16 protein-coding genes and 3 tRNA genes are annotated in these 17980 nt (G+C 60.3%); 3 read left to right on the top strand and 16 right to left on the bottom strand.

The features are described from left to right. Window positions 1–59: 59 nt before the first annotated feature. The 12 genes from nsrR to nnr form a co-directional block, all read right to left on the bottom strand. Window positions 60–485 carry a nitric oxide-sensing transcriptional repressor NsrR gene (gene nsrR, locus ACJ8MK_RS19190; protein WP_033636784.1) on the bottom strand — a complete coding sequence of 142 codons (426 nt, stop codon included), beginning with the start codon at window positions 483–485 and terminating at the stop codon, window positions 60–62. Window positions 486–718: 233 nt separating this feature from the next. Next, entirely contained in the window at window positions 719–2017 is a 1299-nt protein-coding gene (locus tag ACJ8MK_RS19185; RefSeq protein ID WP_033648701.1) for an adenylosuccinate synthase, read from the bottom strand. Between the two features lie 98 nt (window positions 2018–2115). After that, window positions 2116–2316: a DUF2065 domain-containing protein gene (locus ACJ8MK_RS19180; RefSeq protein ID WP_004933666.1), complete on the bottom strand. Its 201-nt coding sequence runs from the start codon at window positions 2314–2316 to the stop codon at window positions 2116–2118. Window positions 2317–2379: 63 nt separating this feature from the next. After that, window positions 2380–3384, bottom strand: coding sequence for a protease modulator HflC (hflC, locus tag ACJ8MK_RS19175; RefSeq protein ID WP_033648702.1), 1005 nt, complete (start codon window positions 3382–3384; stop codon window positions 2380–2382). A 3-nt stretch (window positions 3385–3387) separates the two neighbouring features. After that, window positions 3388–4638: an FtsH protease activity modulator HflK gene (gene hflK, locus ACJ8MK_RS19170; RefSeq protein ID WP_033636782.1), complete on the bottom strand. Its 1251-nt coding sequence runs from the start codon at window positions 4636–4638 to the stop codon at window positions 3388–3390. Between the two features lie 68 nt (window positions 4639–4706). After that, a complete protein-coding gene (hflX, locus tag ACJ8MK_RS19165) occupies window positions 4707–5987 on the bottom strand; it encodes a ribosome rescue GTPase HflX (RefSeq protein ID WP_004933675.1) in 1281 nt (426 codons plus the stop codon). Window positions 5988–6085: 98 nt separating this feature from the next. After that, a complete protein-coding gene (gene hfq / locus ACJ8MK_RS19160; protein WP_004933678.1) occupies window positions 6086–6394 on the bottom strand; it encodes an RNA chaperone Hfq in 309 nt (102 codons plus the stop codon). A gap of 114 nt (window positions 6395–6508) precedes the next feature. After that, window positions 6509–7450 carry a tRNA (adenosine(37)-N6)-dimethylallyltransferase MiaA gene (gene miaA / locus ACJ8MK_RS19155; protein WP_442517978.1) on the bottom strand — a complete coding sequence of 314 codons (942 nt, stop codon included), beginning with the start codon at window positions 7448–7450 and terminating at the stop codon, window positions 6509–6511. Beyond that, window positions 7443–9326, bottom strand: coding sequence for a DNA mismatch repair endonuclease MutL (mutL, locus tag ACJ8MK_RS19150; RefSeq protein WP_442517977.1), 1884 nt, complete (start codon window positions 9324–9326; stop codon window positions 7443–7445). The genes miaA and mutL overlap by 8 nt, the downstream gene beginning before the upstream one ends. Before the next feature lie 22 nt (window positions 9327–9348). Next, a complete protein-coding gene (gene amiB / locus ACJ8MK_RS19145; protein ID WP_033648705.1) occupies window positions 9349–11181 on the bottom strand; it encodes an N-acetylmuramoyl-L-alanine amidase AmiB in 1833 nt (610 codons plus the stop codon). A gap of 7 nt (window positions 11182–11188) precedes the next feature. Beyond that, window positions 11189–11659: a tRNA (adenosine(37)-N6)-threonylcarbamoyltransferase complex ATPase subunit type 1 TsaE gene (tsaE, locus tag ACJ8MK_RS19140; protein WP_033648706.1), complete on the bottom strand. Its 471-nt coding sequence runs from the start codon at window positions 11657–11659 to the stop codon at window positions 11189–11191. A 10-nt stretch (window positions 11660–11669) separates the two neighbouring features. Then, complete coding sequence (gene nnr / locus ACJ8MK_RS19135) at window positions 11670–13184, bottom strand: bifunctional ADP-dependent NAD(P)H-hydrate dehydratase/NAD(P)H-hydrate epimerase (RefSeq protein WP_060419651.1); 1515 nt, start codon at window positions 13182–13184, stop codon at window positions 11670–11672. On the opposite strand from nnr, the gene queG reads away from it, so the two are divergent. Continuing rightward, entirely contained in the window at window positions 13183–14322 is a 1140-nt protein-coding gene (gene queG, locus ACJ8MK_RS19130; protein WP_033648708.1) for a tRNA epoxyqueuosine(34) reductase QueG, read from the top strand. The genes nnr and queG overlap by 2 nt on opposite strands. A gap of 311 nt (window positions 14323–14633) precedes the next feature. On the opposite strand, the gene ACJ8MK_RS19125 is transcribed toward queG, so the two are convergent. The 4 genes from ACJ8MK_RS19125 to orn form a co-directional block, all read right to left on the bottom strand. Then, window positions 14634–14709: transfer RNA gene (locus ACJ8MK_RS19125), tRNA-Gly, on the bottom strand. 54 nt (window positions 14710–14763) lie between these two features. Next, window positions 14764–14839 (bottom strand) — tRNA-Gly (locus tag ACJ8MK_RS19120). Between the two features lie 66 nt (window positions 14840–14905). Further along, window positions 14906–14981 (bottom strand) — tRNA-Gly (locus ACJ8MK_RS19115). Window positions 14982–15172: 191 nt separating this feature from the next. After that, window positions 15173–15718 (bottom strand): oligoribonuclease, encoded by a 546-nt coding sequence (orn, locus tag ACJ8MK_RS19110; protein WP_033636776.1) that lies wholly within the window; start codon window positions 15716–15718, stop codon window positions 15173–15175. Window positions 15719–15958: 240 nt separating this feature from the next. Between orn and rsgA the strand changes: the two genes are divergently transcribed. Continuing rightward, complete coding sequence (gene rsgA, locus ACJ8MK_RS19105) at window positions 15959–17008, top strand: small ribosomal subunit biogenesis GTPase RsgA (RefSeq protein ID WP_033638924.1); 1050 nt, start codon at window positions 15959–15961, stop codon at window positions 17006–17008. A 76-nt stretch (window positions 17009–17084) separates the two neighbouring features. Further along, window positions 17085–17978 (top strand): archaetidylserine decarboxylase, encoded by an 894-nt coding sequence (gene asd / locus ACJ8MK_RS19100; RefSeq protein ID WP_033636775.1) that lies wholly within the window; start codon window positions 17085–17087, stop codon window positions 17976–17978. The last annotated feature ends 2 nt before the right edge of the window (window positions 17979–17980 follow it).

Genomic DNA, 17980 nt, shown 5'->3' with positions numbered 1-17980 from the left:
TGCGGTTCCTCCGTTGTCATCAGCAGGATGACGTTGAGCCTTGTCTTCTCAACGTCGTTTTATTCGACAAGCAATAGCTTGTAGAGCGGCGGATTGTCTTCGACCATGTCGGCCAACGTATGCTTATCCAGCTCTTCAAGGAAATTCTGTACGCCCTGGTGGAGCACCTGCTTCAATCGGCAGGCAGGGGTGATGTGGCAAAAATCACTGCTGCAGTTAACCAGCGCGAGCGGCTCCAGCGCCCGCACCACGTCGCCGAGGCGAATGCTCTCGGCCGGTTTGCCCAAGCGAATGCCGCCATGCTTGCCGCGCACCGCCGTGACAAAACCTACCCGGCTCAACTGATTGATGATCTTCACCATATGGTTGCGAGACACGCCGTAAACCTCGGTCACTTCCGAGATGCTGGTCATCTTGTCCTGCGGCAACGAGGCCATGTAGATCAACGCCCGCAGGCCATAATCAGTAAAACTTGTTAACTGCACATCTTACCTCTGGGTATCGTTTTACCCGTCTGATACGCCGCTTTTCGGCGCTATTCAAAAGATTACTCATTGGATAATAAACCAGCCGGAGAGTTCGTCGCTAATTATTTAGCGAATCCCGCGCCCTAAGGCGGGTTTATGAAAGGATTTTTTGACGTGAAACCGCAATCGGAGGGAGTCAGGATAAAAACAAACCGGGACGCGCCCGGTTTGTTTAATGCCGCAAAGCCTGATTATGCGTCGAACGGGTCGCGCAGGATCATGGTTTCGCTGCGATCCGGGCCGGTAGAGATGATATCTACCGGTACGCCGGTCACTTCTTCGATGCGCTTGATGTAGTTCAGCGCAGCCTGAGGCAGCTTGCTGTGCTCTTTCACGCCAAAGGTGGTTTCACTCCAGCCTGGCATGGTTTCGTAGATAGGCTCGATGCCTTCCCAGCCTTCAGCCGCCAGCGGAGTGGTATCCACTTCACGGCCGTCCGGCATGCGGTAGCCCACGCAGATCTTCACTTCTTTCAGGCCGTCCAGGACGTCCAGCTTGGTCAGGCAGAAGCCGGACAGGGAGTTGATCTGCACGGCACGACGCACCGCTACCGCGTCCAGCCAGCCGGTACGACGACGACGGCCGGTGGTGGCGCCGAACTCGTTACCCTGCTTGCACAGGTACTCGCCGGTTTCATCGAACAGTTCGGTTGGGAACGGGCCTGCACCCACGCGAGTGGAGTAGGCTTTCACGATGCCCAGCACGTAGTCCACATAACGCGGGCCGATGCCGGAACCGGTAGCCACGCCGCCGGCGGTGGTGTTGGAAGAGGTAACGTACGGGTAAGTACCGTGGTCGATATCCAGCAGGGTGCCCTGAGCGCCTTCGAACATGATCAGGTCGCCACGCTTGCGCGCGCCGTCCAGCAGTTCGGAAACGTCAACCACCATGGCGGTCAGGATGTCGGCGATAGACAGCACGTAGTCCAGCGTCGCCTGATAATCGACGGCTTCAACTTTGTAGTAGTTGACCAGCTGGAAGTTGTGGTAATCGACGATCTCTTTGAGCTTAACGGCGAAGGTTTCTTTGTTGAACAGGTCGCTAACGCGCAGGCCGCGACGAGCGACTTTATCTTCGTAAGCCGGGCCGATACCGCGACCGGTGGTGCCGATCGCTTTTGCGCCGCGCGCTTTCTCACGCGCGTTATCCAACGCAACGTGGTAAGGCAGGATCAACGGGCAAGCTTCAGAGAGTAACAGACGTTCGCGTACCGGGATGCCACGCGCTTCGAGTTCACCCATTTCTTTCATCAATGCGTCCGGCGCCAGAACAACACCGTTGCCGATGATGCTGGTGACGTTTTCACGCAGAATACCTGAAGGAATTAAATGAAGAACGGTTTTTTCACCGTTGATTACCAGAGTGTGGCCAGCGTTATGGCCACCTTGGTAGCGCACAACATATTGAGCCCGTTCAGTCAGCAGGTCTACAACCTTGCCTTTACCTTCGTCACCCCATTGGGTGCCCAGTACGACGACGTTCTTACCCATTTTTCAAAATCACCGATTGCTTAAAAATGGATTCTACCACCGTAATTTTCGATTTTCAGCACTTTTAGCATACGATTGCATAAATTTTGGGCTAGACTTTAAAGACCCGTGCGGCCGCTCAACATGTAGTAGATCACGCAGCCCGCAACCACTATTCCACCGCCAAATCGCCGCAGCGTCGCGTCCGGCAACTGCGACATCGCCACAATCATTTTGCGCCAGGCCTGCGGAAACAGCATCGGCCCTAATCCTTCCAACACCAGAACCAGCCCGAGCGCCAGCCAAATCGTTGAGTTCATACATCCCCCAAAAACGAGAAAGGGCCCGCGAAAACGGGCCCTCGATCAGATTGCCTGCCGCGCTTACTTGCGCAGGCTATCAGGCGACTTCATGTAGCGGAAGAAATCGCTGTCCGGGCTAAGTACCAGCACGTCCTGGTTGTCCTTGAAGCTGGCTTCATAGGCACGCAGGCTGCGGATAAAGGCATAGAAGTCCGGATCCTGGCTGAACGCGTTGGCGAACAGCTTGGCCGCTTCGGCATCGCCTTCACCGCGGGTGATACGCGCCTGACGCTCGGCTTCAGCCAAGGTGCGGGTCACCTCGTAGTCCGCGCTGGCGCGCAGCTTCTCGGCTTCTTCCTGGCCCTGCGAGCGCAGACGACGGGCTACCGCTTCACGCTCGGCGCGCATACGCTGGTAGATGGCGTCGGACACTTCGGCCGGCAGGTTGATCTGCTTGATACGCACGTCGATCACTTCGATGCCCAGCGCCGCCATGCTGTTCGGGTTAACCTGCGGCTGTTTGCCGGTGGTTTCCCGCTCAACGCGCGCCGCCGCAGAGGCGATAGCGTCATCGGCTTCGGTGGTCGCCACTTCTTCGCCGTCACCCACGGTGCCGGTGTTCAGCGCGTCACGCACGTCGGACATCAGCTTGCCGCGCGAGTCGGTCACGATGTCTTTCACGTCCAGGCGGCCGATTTCGGAACGCAGACGGTCGCTGAACTTGCGTTTCAGCAGCACTTCGGCCTGGGAGACGTCGCCGCCGCCGGTCGCCAGGTAGTAACGGCTGAAGTCGCTGATGCGCCACTTCAGATAGGAGTCGACGATCAGGTCTTTCTTCTCGCTGGTCACGAAGCGATCGGCCTGGTTGTCCATGGTCTGGATGCGCGCATCCAGGTTCTTCACGGTCTCAATGAACGGGATCTTGAGGTGCAGACCCGGCGCATACACCAGCGGCTTGTTTTCGCCGTCGCGCAGAACCTTGCCGAAGCGCAGCACGATGCCGCGCTGGCCTTCCTGCACCACGAACAGCGAAGCGTACAGCACCACCAGCACCGCGAGGACAATAACTACAAAAGACTTACGCATTGATTACTCTCTCCCTACGCGAGTGGTGTCGTCACGCTGCGCATTCGCCCGGCGCTGATCCATAATCGAACCGCCGCTGGTGCGCGGGGCGCTGCTGTTGGCAGCCGGCGCAGGATTCGGATTGAGGCGAATCAGGCTGGTATCCTTGTTGCCGCTCTCCGGCGCCGCGCCTTGGCCGCGCAGCATCTGATCCAGCGGCAGCACCATCAGGTTGTTGCCTTTGTCGCTCACCAACACCTTACGGGTATGGCCCAGCACTTTTTCCATGGTTTCGATATACAGACGCTCGCGGGTGATCTGCGGTGCGGACTTGTATTCCGGCAACAGCTTGGCAAAGCGCGCCACCTCACCCTGGGCTTCCAGGACGGTACGGTCCTTATAAGCCTTGGAGTCTTCCAGCAGACGCTGCGCCTGGCCGTTCGCACGCGGCTGAACTTCGTTGGCGTAAGCTTCCGCTTCACGGATGTATTGCTGCTCGTTCTCACGCGCGGCGATCGCATCGTCGAAGGATGCCTTCACCTCTTCCGGCGGACGCGCCGCCTGGAAGTTGACGTCCAGCAACGTGATGCCCATGTTGTAAGGACGAATGGTCTCTTCCAGCATGCGCTGCGTATCGTTACGCACCACGGTACGGCCTTCGGTCAGGATGCGGTCCATCGAGTATTTGCCGATCACGCCGCGCAGGGCGCTGTCGGTCGCCTGGCTCAGGCTGTCGTCGGCATTGACGACGCTGAACAGGTACGCTTCCGGGTTGGTCACGCGGTACTGCACGTTCATTTCCACGCGCACCACGTTTTCATCGGAGGTCAGCATCACGCCGGACGCCGCCAGCTCGCGCACGGACTCCACGTTCACCGGACGCACGTCGTCGATGAAGGTCGGCTTCCAGTTCAGGCCCGGCTGCACCAGGTGGCTGAACTTGCCGAAACGCGTCACGACGCCGCGCTCGGCTTCCTTGATGGTGTAGAAGCCGCTGGCGGCCCAAATCACCACCACGGCCACCGCCGCGATACCGATAATGCGGCCGCTGAAGCCCGGACCAGAGGTGCCGGTGCCGCCGCTATTGCTGTTGGAGCCTTTGCCCCCGCCGAAACCGCTCAATTTCTTGCTCAGTTTGCGGAAGATATCGTCCAAATCAGGTGGCCCTTGATCACGACCGCCTTTGTTGTTACCGCCAGAGTTGCCGCCATTGTTATTGCTGCTCCCCCACGGGTCGCGGTCCTGTCCGTTATTACCGGGCTGATTCCACGCCATGTTTTAGCTCCATATTCTGTGATTGGGTACTTCAGGCTTTCGCGAAGCATAAATGTAACAGGATATGATCATACGATAAAGTCAATCAGGTCCTGTTCTTGCTTGCAGAGACGACGCCATTCGACGATCGGCATTCGCACCACCACGCCAATGCTGCCGTCCTCCTCGTTCCACTCTTTTTCAATCGCCTGAAGCTGGTAAAAACGGCTGCGAAGACGGCCTGCCCGTGGCGGTAAGCGCAATTCGTAATGCGCGATCTCCCCCGATAAGCGCTCCGTCAACGCCTGATACAGCAACGGAATACCCTCTCCGCTGGCGGCGGACAGCCACACCCGGATCGGCAGGTTTTCGTCGTTGCGGTCGATACGCGGCACAAAATCGTCCAGCATATCTATTTTGTTCATCACTAACAGTGTAGGGATTTCATCCGAGTCTATCTCCGCCAGCACGGTGTTCACCGCTTCGATGTTCTCATCGACGCGCGGATCTGCGGCATCGATGACGTGCAGCAGCAGAGATGCCTGGCGCGTTTCCTGCAGCGTCGCCTTGAAGGCGGCCACCAGATCGTGCGGCAGGTGCCGGATAAAGCCTACGGTATCCGCCAACACGGTATCCCCCACGTCCGGCACGTCAATGCGCCGCAACGTAGGATCCAGGGTGGCAAATAGCTGGTCCGCCGCATACACCTCGGCAGACGTTATTCGGTTAAACAGGGTGGATTTGCCGGCGTTGGTGTAGCCCACCAGCGATACGGTCGGCACATCGGCGCGGGTCCGCGCGCGTCGGCCTTGTTCACGCTGCTTTTCTACCCGCTCCAGGCGGCGCAGAATCAAGCTGATGCGATCGCGCAACAGGCGACGGTCGGTCTCAAGCTGGGTTTCCCCCGGTCCGCGCAGGCCAATCCCCCCTTTTTGCCGCTCCAGGTGCGTCCAGCCGCGTACCAGACGCGTGGCGATGTGACGCAACTGCGCCAGCTCCACCTGCAGCTTACCTTCATGGGTGCGGGCACGCTGGGCGAAGATGTCTAAAATCAGCCCGGTGCGATCGATCACCCGGCATTCGCACAGGCGCTCGAGGTTTCTTTCCTGCGCCGGGGAAAGGGAATGATCAAACAGGACAACAGACGCGCCGCTGGCTTTCACCGCATCTGCAATTTCTTCGGCCTTTCCTTCGCCGACAAAGTACTTCGGATGCGGGGCTTTGCGGCTACCGGTCACCACTTGCAAAGCTTCGACACCGGCTGAGGAAACCAACGATTCGAACTCGTTGAGGTCTTCCGTATCTTTGTCTTGCGAGAAATAGATATGAACCAGTACGGCCTGCTCACCGGCTTCATAACGGTCAAACAAGCGTGCAACCTCTCAAACGGACACTCACCGTGAGTTTGGGGGACATAAACAGCCCGCGGCTGCTTATGCTCCCCGTCATGGTTGACTTGCAACGCGCTTTATTCAGCGTCATCGCTTTCCTGCTGCGGCTGTTGCTGCGCAGACGGATTGTTGCCATGGTGATAGTTGCTTGAACCGCCGCTCGGGTTGTTGCTGTGATGCGAGACCGGGCGAGACGGGACAACGGTAGAGATAGCGTGCTTGTACACCATCTGGCTAACCGTGTTCTTCAACAGGATGACAAACTGGTCAAAAGACTCAATCTGGCCTTGCAGCTTAATACCATTCACCAAATAAATAGAAACCGGAACACGTTCACGACGCAATGCGTTCAGGAACGGATCTTGCAAAGATTGCCCCTTAGCCATTCTATCTTTTCCTTATTTGCTTGTTGTTTGTAACTAAGAACCTGTCGGCTCTAAAATAAACGACGTAAAAAATTTGCGCGCTGAATACTCAGCAATTGTACACAATCACCCAACCTATGCACTAACAACCTGTGTCACCGAGTCCAAAGCCTCTCCCGGCTTTTCACTGTCCAACCAATGGACCGACTCCCAACCCCGTAACCAGGTCATCTGGCGTTTAGCCAACTGACGTGTTGCGCAAATACCACGATAAACCATCTCATCGTAACTAATTTCACCAGACAAGTATGACCACATCTGGCGGTAACCGACACAGCGAATGGAGGGCAAGTCCGTATGCAAATCACCCCGTGCGAAAAGTGCACGCGCTTCCGTCTCAAAACCCGCCGCCAACATTTGATGGTACCGCAGCTCGATGCGTTGATGGATCAACTCACGGCTGGTCGGCGCTATCGCAAATTGGTGAACTTGATACGGCAACGATTCACCCGAAATTTTAGTCAGTTCCGTTAAAGTTTTACCCGAAATAAAAAAAACTTCCAGTGCTCTGGACAGTCTCTGCGGATCATTCGGATGAATTCTCAATGCCGCGACCGGATCGATCGCCTGCAACTGCCGATGCAACGCCTCCCAGCCCTGCTCCGCCGCTTGCCGTTCGATGCGCTCGCGCACCGCGGGATCGGCGGACGGCAGCGGCGACAATCCTTCCAGCAACGCCTTGAAATACAACATGGTGCCGCCGACCAGCAGCGGAATGCGCCCGGCGGCGGTGATGTCGGCCATCTCCTTCAGCGCGTCGGTGCGAAACTCCGCAGCCGAGTAGGCTTCGGCGGGATCGCGGATATCGATCAGCCGATGCGGCGCCTGCGCCAATTCTTCGGCGCTCGGCTTGGCGGTGCCAATATCCATGCCGCGGTAAATCAGCGCGGAATCGACGCTGATCAGTTCCACCGGCAGGCGTTCGCGCAGCGCGATCGCCAGCGCGGTCTTGCCCGAGGCGGTCGGCCCCATGATGAAAATAGCCGGGGGACGTGGTGTCATTTCAGTGTCAGTCATGCTTGAGGGCCGCCAGTGCGGCCTGTAAATCAACGGGTTGTAAAAGTCCGCTCGGTGGCGATTTGACCAGCTGCGGGCAAAGTCGTTCAACGTCGGTCAACAATTGTATCGCTTGCGAGGTGTTCCACTGTTCATGTTCGCTGCCAAGACGGCGAGCGAGCCAGGTGGCAAGCACCGCGGGCGACATCTCCTGATGTTCGGCCAGATAGCCTAACAGTTCGGGTATCAGTTTTTGTAAATTTTGTTGGCGTAATGGTAAAGGCACTGCGCGCAGCGTCACACGGCCGTGATCCGTCTGCAGATCCAGCCCCATCGCCACGAGCAGCGCCTGATGCCGCGCAATGGCCGCCGCTTCGCGCTTCTCCAACGTCAGCTTAATCGGGATCAGCAGCGGCTGCGGCCGCAGCCCTTCCGCCGGCGGGTTGAGCTGCGCCTGGCGCAGCCAGCGTTCGGCTACCGCCAGATTGAGCAGCGCCGGCTGCTGGCGCTGCTCAATCAGCGCGTAGCACGGCGGATGGATCATCAACACCCGGCCAAAACTGTGTTGGCCGCCCGCCAACGGCGTTTCCGCTGCGGCTTTCGCCGGCGGGAACAGCGGCGGCTTGCTCGAAACTTCCGGCGCGGCATCGGCCTGCGGCTCGGCGGCGGGCTGCATCAGTTTACCGTACAGCTCGCCTTCGCGTTTCTGGTAACCGCCCGCCGTTTGCCAACCCGGCTGCGGCGCCCGCTCGCGGGCGGTGCCGGCCGGTGGCGGCGTTTCACGGCGCGGCGCAGGCTGAGAAAAATGGTTGCCGCCGGCGGCGATGCGGTTCTCCGGCTGCCAGACCGGCGCGGGCGCTTCGTCAGGCGTTTCCGCCAGCGGCAGCGGCGGCGTCTGACCGGCCTGCTGCAGCACGGTGGTTACCGCCTGGTAGATAAAATCGTGCACCAGCCGCGCCTGATGGAAACGCACCTCGTGCTTGGCGGGATGAACGTTGACGTCCACCTGATGCGGATCGACCTCCAGATACAGCACGTAAGCGGGCTGCTGATCGTCCTTCAGCTGATCCTGATAGGCCTGACGAATAGCGTGATTGAGCAAGCGATCGCGCATCATGCGGCAGTTGACGTAGCAATACTGCATTTCACCCAGCTGGCGCGCCCCGGCCGGATCCGCCACCCAACCGCGGATGCTCAAATCGCCGTGCTGCCAGTCGATGTTCAGCGCATGCTGCAAAAACGCCGGGCCGCAGATGCTGCCCAAACGGCGTTCGTGCTGGCTCTCTTCTTTCGCCGCCCGGTATTGGCGGATCAGTTTGCCGTTGTGGCTGAGGTTGATCGCCACATCGAAACGCGCCAGCGCAATGCGCCGCACCACTTCATCGATATGGCCGAATTCGGTTTTTTCGGTGCGCATGAACTTGCGGCGCGCCGGCGTATTGTAAAACAGATCCAGCACTTCCAGCGTGCTCCCGACCGGGTGCGCGGCGGGTTTGACGGTCACCGCCTGCTCGCGCCCTTCGGCATAGGCTTGCCACGCCTCGCTTTGCTCGGCGGTGCGCGACGTCAGGGTCAAACGGGAAACCGAGCTGATACTGGCCAGCGCTTCGCCGCGGAAACCGAGGCTGACGATAGCCTCCAGATCGTCGAGCGTGCTGATTTTACTGGTAGCGTGCCGCGCCAGCGCCAACGCCAGATCGTCCTTGCCGATGCCGCAGCCGTTGTCGCGAATGCGGATCAGCTTGGCACCGCCGCGTTCAATATCGATATCGATGCGCGTCGCGCCGGCGTCCAGGCTGTTTTCCACCAGCTCCTTGACGACCGACGCGGGGCGTTCAACCACCTCTCCGGCGGCAATCTGGTTGGCAAGCTGCGGCGGTAACACCTGGATAGGCATGCTGGCTCCTGTAGCGATGGCGCTAGGCCTGCGGAATGGTCAGCGTCCGATCCAGCGGCGCGACGTCCGACTTCAGATTATTGACCCGTTTCAGATCGCCGACGCTGACCCCGTAGCGAGAAGCGATGGAGGAGAGCGTATCCCCGCGGGCCACTTTATGTTTAGACGTTTTCTTCGCCGGCGTTTTCGCCTTGGCGACGGTGGTGGTGACGGCGGCGGCTTTCCCCGCCGGCACCTTCAGACGTTGCCCTACCCACACGCCGTCTTTTTTCAGTTTGTTCAGATCACGCAGCGCCGCCATGGTGGTGCCGTAGCTGTCGGCGATGCCGGACAGCGTTTCCGCCCGCTTCACCACGTGGATCCGGGTCTTGCCGCTTACGCTGCGGCTCGCGCCGGCCGAGCTGACGATAGGCTCAGGCTGGCGCACGTCTGGTGTTGAGGTGTTAACCGCCGCTGCGACGTCCAGCGGTCGGTTTTCCACCTTTGGGTCGGCTTGCAGCGGATGCGCCAGGAAGTAGCTGCGCAGGCCGTTATGAATGGCTCTGGCAATCTTCTCCTGATACGCGCTACTGCCCAGCAGCCGCTCCTCCGTGCTATTGCTGATAAATCCGGTTTCCACCAGCAGCGAGGGAATATCCGGCGAACGCAGCACGCCCAGGCTGGCGTGTTCCGGCCGGCGTTTATGCAACGATCCGACACTCTGCAGCTGCTGCAGCACTTTCACCGCCACGTCGTATCCCACGCGCTGCGAGTGGCCGAACTGCAGATCCAGCACTGCCTGGCTCAGGTAAGGGTCAGCCTGGCTGTTGGCCAGCAGATCGCCGGCGCCGCCGAGCAGCTCGGACTGTTTCTCATGCTGTTCGAGCCAGCCGGCCATTTCGCTGTTGGCGCGGCGATTGGACAGCACCCAGACGGAGGCCCCGCTGGCGCTGCGGTTTGGCGCGGCGTCGGCGTGGATGGAGACCAGCACGTTGGCGCCCTGTTTACGCGCCACATCGGAGCGCCCCATCACCGAGATGAAATAGTCGCCGGTACGGGTCAGCACCGGTTTGAACTGCGGATCGGCGTCCAGCATCGCCTGCAGGCGGCGCGCGATGGCGATGGTGACATTCTTTTCTTTCAGCCCGCTCGGGCCAATGGCGCCCGGATCCTGGCCGCCGTGGCCGGCGTCGATCGCTACCACCACCCGATCGCCGGAACCGGCGGAAACGCGGCTGCTGCGCGGCGTGACCTCTGTGGCGGTGCCTGCGACCACGGTCTGTTTATTGGTGAAGGGATTCGATCCTGTCGGCGCTTTGCGCAGCGGCGGCTCCGGCGCTTCACGCACCGCGACCGGCGCCTGGCGCGGTGGCTGGCTGACCGTGACCGGCGCCTGACGCGGCGGTGGATTGACCGCAACCGGCGCAGGCGTTTGCACCGGCGCTTTACGCACCACGGTATTGGCGCCGCCTTCGGCCGTAATGGTGAACACCACGGTATGCACGCCGCCGTTCTGGCGGGTGGCGACGCGGGTTTTGGCGCGCTGGGTCAGATCAAACACCAGGCGCACGCTCTGCGCGTCTTTCGGCGCGCTGGAACGAATGCTTTTCACCAGGTTTTGCCCGCTGAAATTGAGCGGAAGACCGCCGACCTTGCCCTTCTGGTTAACGTCCAGCACCACGCGTTCCGGGCCGTGCAGCGGGAAAAACGCATAGTCCGGCGGGCCATTGAAGCTCACCGACACCGTCGCTTCGCGTTGGGCGTTGGACACTTTGATATCGGACAGCGAGGACGCCGCCAGCGCGTTCAACGCGCCGAGCGGCCCCAGCACGGCGATCAGCATGATGACCGCAAATTTTTTCAACACGTGCGTCATTGCAGCATCATCCCTGTGATCCATGAATGCGGTCTAACAGCTGGCTGCCGTATGCGGAAATCGCCTCGATCTTCGCCTCTCGCCCCTCGCCCTGATAGCTAAGATGCAGCGCCAGATCCGGCTCCGGCAGCACGCCGGTGCCCTGCTGCGGCCATTCGACCAGGCAGATGGCGTCTTGCGCGAAGTAATCGCGAATGCCCATGAATTCAAGCTCTTCCGGATCGGCCAGGCGATACAGATCGAAGTGATACACCGCCAGCGGCTGCAAGGCATAGGGTTCCACCAGCGTGTAGGTCGGGCTTTTGACGTTGCCCTGATGCCCTAACGCCTGCAGGAAACCACGGCTGAAGGTGGTTTTACCGGCGCCCAGGTCGCCGTAGAGATAGATGACGCTGGCGCGATCGCAGGCCTGGGCCAAAGTGGTGCCCAAAGCGACAGTCGCTGCCTCGTCCGGCAGAGGTAAAACGAGTTCTTTCATTCGATAAAGTCTATTTTGCCCACTCAGGGTTAACGAAATGAAGGATGTCCGGCAGTAAATCGGTCGCCAACATGCCTCTTGTTCCTTGTCTTTCCGCTACGCGATCGCCGGCCGCGCCGTGTACAACGCAGCCCGCACAGGCGGCATCATACAGCGAGAGCTTTTGCGCCAGCAAACCGCCGATGATGCCCGACAGCACATCGCCCATGCCGCCGGAGGCCATGCCGGCGTTGCCGACATCGGCGATCGCCATCTGCCCCTGCTCATCGGCGATCAGCGTACCTGCGCCTTTCAGCACCGCCACGCCACCGTAGCGCGCCGTCAGCTTGCGCACGGCAAGTAAGCGATCACTCTCGATGTCGGCAGTGCTGCAGCTCAACAACCGCGCCGCCTCTCCAGGATGCGGAGTCATCACGCGATTCTGCCGTTTCTCGGGATTTAATGCCAGCAAGTTCAGCGCATCGGCGTCCCACAAGGCCGGTTTATCGCTGGTTTGCAGCACGTTCAGGGCGTTTTTGCCCCACTCAGCCTGGCCCAGACCCGGGCCAATCACCAGCACATCCGCCCATTGCATCGCCTGCCGCAGCGTCGCCTCGTCCAGCGCCTGCGCCATCAGCTCAGGCCGGGCCGCCAACAGCGGCGCGACATGCTCTATGTGAGTAAGCACTCGCACCAATCCAGCCCCGCTGCGCAGCGCCGCCTCTGCCGCCATGCGAATGGCGCCGCCGAACCCGCGATCGCCGCCCACCAACAGCAGGCGGCCATGCTCGCCCTTATGGGCGCAGGGACGGCGCGGATGCAGCCAACGCGGCAACACCTCGGCGGTAAGCCGCTGAATCTGCTCCGGTTGCTTCGCCAACCAACCCGATAAGCCTAGCGCATTCTGATGAAGTTGCCCGACCCAGTCGCGCGCCTGGCCGGTCAGCAACCCCGGCTTGAGGCCGATGAACGTGACGGTGTGCGCGGCACGCACGACCGCGCCCGGCGCCGCGCCGCTCTCCGCCAGCAGGCCGGACGGGATGTCAAGAGCCACCACCGGTGCCGAATGGCGGTTGGCGGCCTCGATCAGCGCGTCGTAGGGCGCACGCGGCGCGCTGCCCAGGCCGGTACCTAACAGGCCGTCGATGATGAGAGAAACAGACGCCGGCCAGCGGCTGCTCGCCGGCAGAATGTCGCCGCCTGCGGCTTGCCAGGCCTCGCGGGCCGCTGCGGCTTCCGGTGGCAAAGGCCGTGCGCCGTCGCAGGCGATCAGCGTCACCTGCACGCCCGCCGCCTTCGCCAGGCGCGCCACCACATAGCCGTCGCCGCCGTTGTTGCCGTGGCCGCACAGCACCAGCCAGTGGTCGCGGGAGGGATACGCGTTGCGCGCCAGCGCGTAGGCCGCCTGACCGGCGCGCTGCATCAAATCGTAAAGAGAAATACCGAGCGAGGCCGCCGCTGCGGGTTCCGAGCGACGGATCCAATCCGCAGGCCAGACAGAGTGTGGTAAACTGTCAGCGTATGCTTTTTCACTGTGGCCCGTCATGACGCACCCCCTCGATCTCCATCAACTCGCCCAACATATCAAGCAATGGGGGCAATCGCTAGGATTCCAGCAGGTTGGCATCTGCGATACCGATTTGAGCCTTGAAGAGCCGAAGCTGCAGGCCTGGCTCGACAAACAGTACCACGGCGAAATGGAATGGATGGCGCGCCACGGCATGCTGCGCGCACGCCCTCACGAACTGTTGCCGGGCACGCTGCGAGTGATCAGCGTACGCATGAACTACCTGCCGGCCAAGGCGGCATTTGCCAGCACCTTGCAAAATCCGCAGCTGGGCTACGTCAGCCGCTATGCGCTGGGGCGCGACTATCACAAGCTGTTGCGCCAGCGCCTGAAAAAGTTGGGCGATCAGATCCAGGCCTACTGCGGCGAGTTGAATTTCCGCCCCTTTGTCGATTCTGCGCCGGTGATGGAACGCGCGCTGGCCGCCAAGGCGGGCATTGGCTGGGTTGGTAAACACTCACTAATTCTCAACCGTGAAGCCGGGTCGTGGTTTTTCCTCGGCGAATTGCTGATCGATCTGCCGCTGCCGGTAGACCAGCCGCAGGAAGAGCAGTGCGGCCGCTGCGTCGCCTGCATCACCACCTGCCCGACCGGCGCCATCGTCGCCCCCTATACCGTAGACGCCCGGCGCTGCATCTCCTACCTTACCATCGAGCTGGAAGGCGCGATCCCGGAGGAGTTCCGCCCGCTGCTCGGCAACCGCATCTACGGCTGCGACGACTGCCAGCTGATATGCCCGTGGAACCGCTTTTCGCAGCTTACCGACGAAGACGATTTCAGCCCGCGCGCCGCGCTGCATGCGCCGCAGTTGATCGATCTGTTCAACTGGACGGAGGAAAAATTCCTGCGCATCACCGAAGGCTCGGCGATACGCCGCATCGGCCACCTGCGCTGGCTGCGCAATATCGCCGTGGCGCTGGGCAATGCGCCCTACGAGGACGGCATCGTGCTCGCACTGCGCACCCGTTTGGGCCAGAACGCCATGCTGGACGAACATATCCACTGGGCGCTGGCGCAACAGCTCGCCCGCCGCGAAGCGCAGGGCATCGAGGTGCAAACGGCGCAGAAAAAACGGCTGATACGGGCTGTGGAAAAAGGTTTGCCAAGGGATGCCTGACGGCGTGCGCCATTCGGACGTAGCGCCGGAATACTCACTCTGTGGATTTGTGCATAAAAATAAAAACACGTTGTCTTTCAACTGCAACAAAAAGAGCAAGTGATCGGCATAACGTTTTGGGATAAATAAATAAACTTATAAATCAAATAGATAAATATTTAATTTGTATGACGTTGATTTTTCAGGCAGGCGAGTTTATGTGCAGAGGCTGTGGATAACTCTGTTCACAACATTTTTACCAGGCGTGTAAAACGGGACAAAAACCCGCGCCGGATAAGGCGTTGGATTTGAGTTTGAAACGAAGAGAAAATTGGAGCGGGAAACGAGACTCGAACTCGCGACCCCGACCTTGGCAAGGTCGTGCTCTACCAACTGAGCTATTCCCGCATTGAGATGCTTTTGGCATCCGGCCACCAAACACTGGCGTGACCTTTGAATTTTTGGAGCGGGAAACGAGGCTCGAACTCGCGACCTCAACCTTGGCAAGGTTGCGCTCTACCAACTGAGCTATTCCCGCGTCGCATAGGTACTGCTTGATACTGCTTTATTTATTCATCATGCCGCATCGCGACATTGTTGAATTTGGAGCGGGAAACGAGACTCGAACTCGCGACCCCGACCTTGGCAAGGTCGTGCTCTACCAACTGAGCTATTCCCGCCCGGCGTATCGATGGTGGAACGTTACGAAATTCTTCATCGGTACGGGGTGCGCATTATACGAGAAATCCTTTTTGCCGCAAGCCCCTGAAAGCAAAAAAACGCGATTTTTGTTTGATTGCCGATTAAAGCGCCAGATTGGCGAATTAAGCGGCTAAAACCGGCATTTTTTCCCCGCAGAGGCCCTCGCACCTTAGAGCTGGATGAAATGTTCGCGGTAATACGCCAGTTCGGCCACCGATTCACGAATGTCGTCCAGCGCCTGATGGGTGCCCTGCTTTTTAAAGCCGGCGAGAATTTCCGGCTTCCAGCGGCGCGCCAGCTCCTTCAGCGTGCTGACGTCCAGGTAGCGGTAATGGAAGTAGGCCTCCAGCTCCGGCATATAGCGGAACAGGAAACGGCGATCCTGGCCCACGCTGTTGCCGCAGATCGGCGATTTGCCGGCCGGCACCCACTGCTGCAGGAAGGCTATCGTTTCCAGCTCGGCGGCGCGATCGTCCTGGCGGCTGGCTTTCACCCGCTCCACCAGCCCGCTGCCGGTATGGGTGCGCACGTTCCACTCGTCCATCAGCGCCAGCTGTTCGTCGGACTGATGCACGGCGATCACCGGCCCTTCCGCCAGGATGTTCAGGTTGGCGTCGGTGACCAGCGTGGCGATCTCGATGATGCGGTCACGCTCGGGATCCAGCCCGGTCATCTCCAAATCGATCCAAATCAGGTTATTTTCGTTTCCTGTCATGATGTTTCCTGCCTAAAAGCCGAGAGAAAAACGCTGTGCGGACGAGACGGCGGGCGCCGCCGGTGGCGACGCGCCGCAGCCGACGGCTAACAACGGTTATTTAATATAAAATAGCGTGTATCATAGTCTTTTTGGTCGCCCTGGGCGACATATACCCCGACGGGTTCAAGGCTGCGGCCGGGGAAGGCCCCAACCGCCGCCGTACGTGTAAAGGTATAAAATCGAGTCAAGTGAGGCGCAGTGAGTAAGAACAAACTGTCCAAAGGTCAGCAACGCCGCGTGCAGGCGAACCATCAGCGCCGTCTGAAGCGCGCTGATAACAAACCGGAACCGGATGATTCCCAACTGGGCGAGCCGCAGGAAGGCGTCGTCATCAGCCGTTTCGGCATGCACGCCGACGTTGAGGCGCCGGATGGCACTCAGCACCGCTGCAATATCCGCCGTACGCTGCGTTCGCTGGTCACCGGCGATCGCGTGGTGTGGCGCCCCGGCCTGGGCGCCCATGAAGGGGTGAAGGGCATCGTGGAAGCGGTGCACGAACGCACCTCGGTGCTGACGCGCCCGGACTTCTACGACGGCGTGAAGCCGATCGCCGCCAATATCAATCAGATCGTCATCGTGTCGGCGATCCTGCCCGAGCTGTCGCTGAACATCATCGACCGCTATCTGGTGGCCTGCGAAACGCTCGAAGTCGAGCCGCTGATCGTGCTCAACAAAATCGACCTGCTGGACGCCGAAGCGCGCAAGCTGGTCGACGGCATGATGGATATCTATCGCAAGATTGGCTACCGGGTGCTGGAAGTCTCCAGCCAGACGCGGGAAGGCATGGCGGAGTTCGAACAGGCGCTGGCCGGGCGCATCAGCATCTTCGCCGGCCAGTCCGGCGTCGGCAAATCCAGCCTGCTGAATGCGCTGCTGCCGCCGTCCGAAGAGCAAATTCTGGTAAATCAGGTTTCCGACGTATCGGGCCTCGGGCAACATACCACCACCGCCGCGCGGCTGTACCATTTCCAGCACGGCGGCGACGTGATCGACTCCCCGGGGGTGCGAGAGTTTGGCCTGTGGCACCTGGAGCCGGAACAAATCACCCGCGGATTTGTCGAATTCCGTGATTATTTAGGCGGTTGCAAATTCCGCGACTGCCGCCACGATACCGATCCCGGCTGCGCCATCCGCGCGGCGATGGAGAAAGGCGATATCGCGGAAGAGCGTTTCGACAACTATCACCGCATTCTGGAAAGCATGGCGCAGGTGAAGGTTCGCAAGAACTTCACGGACGCCGCAGACTGACACTGACGGGCGGGCATTGACGATGGCGAGGCCCTCGTTACAATGCGCGCCCTTTACCCTGATTCACGAGGTTAACGTGCTGGATAGCATCAAGATTAAATTGCAATATTGGCTACCGAAGCTGGCGCTGACCCGCCTGGCGGGCTGGGGCGCCGACAAACGGGCCGGCTGGCTGACCCAACTGGTGATCAAGGCCTTCGCCCGCTTCTACCGCGTGGACATGCAGGAAGCGCAAAATCCGGACCTGGCGTCTTACGCCACCTTCAACGACTTCTTCGTGCGCCCGCTGCGCGATGGCGCACGCCCAATCATCGCCGACGCCAACTGGCTGGCGCTGCCCGCCGATGGCGCCATCAGCCAGCTCGGCCCGATCCGCGACGATCAAATCTTCCAGGCCAAAGGCCATCACTACAGCCTGGAAGCGCTGCTGGCCGGCAACTACCTGCTGGCCGAACCGTTCCGCAACGGCCTGTTCGCCACGACCTATCTGGCGCCGCGCGATTACCACCGCGTGCACATGCCATGCGCCGGCGTGCTGCGCGAAATGATCTATGTGCCGGGCGATCTGTTCTCGGTCAACCCGCTCACCGCCGCCAACGTGCCTAACCTGTTCGCGCGCAACGAGCGCGTGATCTGCGTGTTCGACACCGACATCGGGCCGATGGTGCAAATTCTGGTCGGCGCCACCATCGTCGGCAGCATCGAAACCGTTTGGGCCGGCACCGTCACGCCGCCGCGCGAAGGCATCATCAAACGCTGGACCTACCCGGCCGCCGGTGAAGAGGGCGCCATCGCGCTGGAAAAAGGCGCCGAGATGGGCCGCTTCAAGCTTGGCTCCACGGTGATCAATCTGTTTACCGCAGGCAGCGTGCAGCTCGCGCCGCAGTTGCAAAACGGCACCGTCACCCGCATGGGTGAGGCGTTCGCCGAAATCCCGGCCGCCGCTGAAACACCACAGACCCCGCTCTAAAG

It is taken from the genome of Serratia sp. CY38905 (genome assembly GCF_052168875.1).
GTDB lineage: Bacteria > Pseudomonadota > Gammaproteobacteria > Enterobacterales > Enterobacteriaceae > Serratia > Serratia sarumanii.
The sequence above is the reverse complement of the archived record's forward strand: the minus strand, read 5'-3'. Positions and strand labels throughout refer to the sequence as shown.

Excerpts from the sequence above, each read along its gene's own strand:
- mutL (WP_442517977.1), bottom strand. The coding sequence starts at position 9,326 with ATGCCTATCCAGGTGTTACCGCCGCAGCTTGCCAACCAGATTGCCGCC.
- nnr (WP_060419651.1), bottom strand. The coding sequence starts at position 13,184 with ATGACGGGCCACAGTGAAAAAGCATACGCTGACAGTTTACCACACTCT.
- queG (WP_033648708.1), top strand. The coding sequence starts at position 13,183 with ATGACGCACCCCCTCGATCTCCATCAACTCGCCCAACATATCAAGCAA.
- hflK (WP_033636782.1), bottom strand. The coding sequence starts at position 4,638 with ATGGCGTGGAATCAGCCCGGTAATAACGGACAGGACCGCGACCCGTGG.
- ACJ8MK_RS19180 (WP_004933666.1), bottom strand. The coding sequence starts at position 2,316 with ATGAACTCAACGATTTGGCTGGCGCTCGGGCTGGTTCTGGTGTTGGAA.
- hfq (WP_004933678.1), bottom strand. The coding sequence starts at position 6,394 with ATGGCTAAGGGGCAATCTTTGCAAGATCCGTTCCTGAACGCATTGCGT.
- amiB (WP_033648705.1), bottom strand. The coding sequence starts at position 11,181 with ATGACGCACGTGTTGAAAAAATTTGCGGTCATCATGCTGATCGCCGTG.
- orn (WP_033636776.1), bottom strand. The coding sequence starts at position 15,718 with ATGACAGGAAACGAAAATAACCTGATTTGGATCGATTTGGAGATGACC.
- ACJ8MK_RS19185 (WP_033648701.1), bottom strand. The coding sequence starts at position 2,017 with ATGGGTAAGAACGTCGTCGTACTGGGCACCCAATGGGGTGACGAAGGT.
- hflC (WP_033648702.1), bottom strand. The coding sequence starts at position 3,384 with ATGCGTAAGTCTTTTGTAGTTATTGTCCTCGCGGTGCTGGTGGTGCTG.
- tsaE (WP_033648706.1), bottom strand. The coding sequence starts at position 11,659 with ATGAAAGAACTCGTTTTACCTCTGCCGGACGAGGCAGCGACTGTCGCT.
- miaA (WP_442517978.1), bottom strand. The coding sequence starts at position 7,450 with ATGACTGACACTGAAATGACACCACGTCCCCCGGCTATTTTCATCATG.